Origin of the sequence: Burkholderia lata (assembly GCF_902499025.1) — a bacterium.
GTDB classification, from domain to species: Bacteria; Pseudomonadota; Gammaproteobacteria; order Burkholderiales; family Burkholderiaceae; genus Burkholderia; species Burkholderia lata_C.
The window spans coordinates 1-3,188 of record NZ_CABVPW010000096.1 but is presented as its reverse complement, the minus strand read 5'-3'; the positions used below and the strand labels follow the sequence as shown (position 1 = coordinate 3,188).

3 protein-coding genes and 2 pseudogenes are annotated in these 3,188 nt (G+C 56.9%); 2 read left to right on the top strand and 3 right to left on the bottom strand.

Annotated elements, in window-relative coordinates; translation table 11 throughout:
• Both BDI24065_RS41315 and BDI24065_RS40695 read right to left on the bottom strand, forming a co-directional pair.
• Window positions 1–203 (bottom strand): annotated as a pseudogene (locus tag BDI24065_RS41315) (hypothetical protein); the annotation flags it as partial.
• Between the two features lie 136 nt (window positions 204–339).
• Entirely contained in the window at window positions 340–885 is a 546-nt protein-coding gene (locus BDI24065_RS40695; protein ID WP_302479491.1) for a DDE-type integrase/transposase/recombinase, read from the bottom strand.
• 165 nt (window positions 886–1,050) lie between these two features.
• Here BDI24065_RS40695 and BDI24065_RS40690 point away from each other — a divergent pair, with 165 nt between their 5' ends.
• Together BDI24065_RS40690 and BDI24065_RS40685 are read left to right on the top strand one after the other, a co-directional pair.
• Window positions 1,051–1,332, top strand: a complete 282-nt coding sequence (locus BDI24065_RS40690) for a helix-turn-helix domain-containing protein (protein WP_175035924.1) — start codon at window positions 1,051–1,053, stop codon at window positions 1,330–1,332.
• 782 nt (window positions 1,333–2,114) lie between these two features.
• Window positions 2,115–2,702, top strand: coding sequence for a chorismate mutase (locus tag BDI24065_RS40685; protein WP_175035923.1), 588 nt, complete (start codon window positions 2,115–2,117; stop codon window positions 2,700–2,702).
• A gap of 39 nt (window positions 2,703–2,741) precedes the next feature.
• Here BDI24065_RS40685 and BDI24065_RS40680 read toward each other — a convergent pair.
• Window positions 2,742–2,993, bottom strand: a pseudogene (locus tag BDI24065_RS40680) (integrase core domain-containing protein); the annotation flags it as partial.
• Window positions 2,994–3,188: the final 195 nt, after the last annotated feature.

Sequence of the window (3,188 nt, the reverse complement as noted above, 5' to 3'; positions counted from 1 at the left end):
TCATGGCATCGCCTTCGTGTCCGCTCGGACACATCATGCCGAATTTCTCTACTTTTGAGCCGGACTATTTCTTGGGTCAGGGTCACCGTCAGCAACCGCGACCACGGCACGAGCTTCTCCATCTCGTCCAGGAAACGCTGACGCCGGGTCACGCGCTTCTTGTCCACGCTTTCCGCTTCCGCAAAGCTCATCTTCCGCTTCATCATCGAGCGTCCGTTCCGTGAACTGCCTTCTACAACGTTCTCGGCTACGTCAGCGATGACCGCCGAGCTGGATAAATCAGTGTTTCCCTAGCGAAACATTTTTGTCGCATAAATCACAGCTGCACCGCACGGACGCTCACCCTCGGGTGCACGAAAATAGTGATGAACTCGCTAACTCTGACAGTATCCCGACATATGCCTCATCCGGTATGCGATCCGCCAGGATCGAATAAGGCCGCTTCCGGTTACAAAGTTTGATGTAGTCGCCGATGGAGCGCCAGCCACGGCTGGCCAACTCATAAGCCCGCAAGTAGACCTCTTCGTACATGATGCTGCACCATACCCGCTCGACGAAGACGTTGTTGCGCGAGACTCCCTTGCCGTCCATAGACAAGCGGGTGCTGCGACCGAGCACCGCCTCGGTGAACGTGCCCTCCGTGAACTGGGTGCCCTGATCAGTCTTCACGATGTCCAGCAGCCCCCAGCAGGCAAACGCCGCCACCAGCGCCTCGAAGATGTGCACGGCCTCCAGCGTGATCGCCACTCGATGCTCAATGATCTTGCGGCTCGCCCAGTCCACCACTGCCGTCAGGTACACGAAGCCTCGCACCATCGGGATATAGTTCGTGTCCAACGACCAGACTTGGTTGGGCCCGGTTGATCTTCGTGCCGCGCAGCAGATACGGTCAGACCTTGTGCTGCGCGTAGTGTCGGCACGTATTGGGCTTGCAGTACAGCACCTCCACGCCCATGCGACTCATTAGCACACGCGCGGCGGCGACCGACTTCACGGCCTTCTCGGCCAATGAGCATCGATCGCATGCGTGTCGAGCGCATGAAGTCGCGCATGCTCGACGAGCTGACCGCGTCGCTCGACCTAGCCGAGCTGGCCAACGTCGTTGGCGTGTCGAAATTCCATGCCGCGCGCATCTTCTCGCTCGAAATCGGCATGGCGCCGCACGCCTGGCGCAACCAGGACCGACTGGCCCGCGCCTGCGATGCACGTCGTGCCGGCATGCCCGCAACGGATGTGGCCGCGACTTTCGGCTTCGCGGACCAGAACCACTTCAACCGTCACTTCAAGAAGGCAAACGGTGTCGCGCCGAGTCGCTGGAGCGACACCCGATAACAAAAGGGCGCACAGCGCAAGAACGTTCAAGCGCGAGCGTCGTATCGTGTCCTATCCTCGCCTTCAATGGGAGGAAGACATGGACGCAAATCAACGATGCCCGATGGCGAACGGGGAAACAGCAGCGGATACGGGCTTAGTGGCGCTCGACGACATCCTGCCCCGTGTAGAGGGTTACCGACCTCTGCCACGAGGACTTCATGGAAAGCACGGTCCCCCGCGATGTATCCTTGGCACAGATATTACACCGCAAAACTGAGCACGGCGTCATCGACATCTCATGCAATCCACGATTGCCTCTTGGGTTCGTGACCAGAACCGCCCTGCTCTCCGATATAGACGCTTAAGTAAATCTCCCGAACCAGCGACGGCCCCAATAGCACGGCTTCGAGTGAACCACGCGTCGCAGCTAGATCGAGCCTCGTCATGACCATGCCGGGATTAGTTAACCACTACAGACCGCTTCGCCCATCGCTGCTTCACCCCCTTGACAAGCTGCGTTTCCACCCTTCGTATATACGTACATTTGTTTTGGTTGAGTCGGACGAGATGTCGAGTCTCAGGCTAGAATTCCTTGTCAAGCTTGCTTGTTTTTTTGGGGAATGGAAATCGAGCAGGTGACCGCCCATTATGTGGTCGGCCACCGCGTCGACGCAGGCTATGTGCGACCAGTCTGGATTTGTAGTTTCATTTAATTTGCTCGCTGCTTGGGCTAACGGGGATATAGTCTCCAGTCCCTATGTTGCAGACGAGAATCTTCAATAGGAGGAGAGGCGTTGGAAATGAAGAAGAAAATTGTGCCCATTGGGACTCGGCATGTGATAACACCTGCACTCGCTTTATCGCTCGTTGCGGCCTGCTCTTCCGGCATTGGCGCGCAGGCAGACGCCTTCGTGCCGCTTATACGTAGCATGGCAGATCGCCTTAACACTGCTGACCAGGTCGCCCTGAGCAAGTGGGACACTGGTCAGCCCGTCTATGACCCCCTGCGGGAAGCGCAAGTTATTGCAAATGTGGCGGCGACGGCGTCTGAGCACGGGCTAACTGCGGAGGATGCGACAAACATTTTCTCGGACCAGATGGAAGCCAACAAAGAAGTCCAGTACGCGCTACTTAACAACTGGAGACGTCAGGGCAATGCTCCGGCGACGCCGCGCCAGAGCTTATCTGGTGTCATTAGACCAATTCTGGATAAGCTACAGGTCTCTATCATGCAGAATCTACAGGGCGTAGCGCCACTGCGCAGCATTGCAGATTGCCAGACACAAATTGCATTAGCAGTAGCTCAAGTCGCCCAACAAACTTCGCTTGATGCCATTCACCTCGCGGCGCTCGACCGTGCGGTTGCACGCATATGTGTCAAATCTTGATTTTGTTCTGTTGATGCTAGCCCAATTTCCATCCCAGTCTTAATTGAAAAATTCCGACTCTTCGGGGTAGGCCGAATCGGCCCGATCGGTGCACTGGCAGGCGAATTCTGCCAGTGTCATCCACTGCAGCGCAGAGTGAGGGCGCGCCTCGTTATAGTACTCGAGCCAGACCTCGATTTTGAGTCTGGCGTCCTCCAGCGACAAGAACCCATGAGCGTTGAGGCATTCCTCCCGGAAGCGTCCGTTGAAGGATTCGTTCTTCGCATTGTCGGTCGGCTTGCCAGGTGTTGAAGTTCGAAGTTTGTGCTAATGGCGTCCGCTGCAACGCTAATCGTGGAAGCCGTTAAAAAGGCCGGGAAGTTCATCGCCAAGGCCAACTAACGCGCTGCAGTCCAATGCACGGAAATTGGCGCTGAGAGGTGGCCGCGCAAATTCAGACAGCCGGATAAGTGGAGCGGCCGGGGTCTTGAGCCAGCGATAATGCTG

Excerpts from the sequence above, each read along its gene's own strand:
- BDI24065_RS40690 (WP_175035924.1), top strand. The coding sequence starts at position 1,051 with ATGCTCGACGAGCTGACCGCGTCGCTCGACCTAGCCGAGCTGGCCAAC.
- BDI24065_RS40685 (WP_175035923.1), top strand. The coding sequence starts at position 2,115 with ATGAAGAAGAAAATTGTGCCCATTGGGACTCGGCATGTGATAACACCT.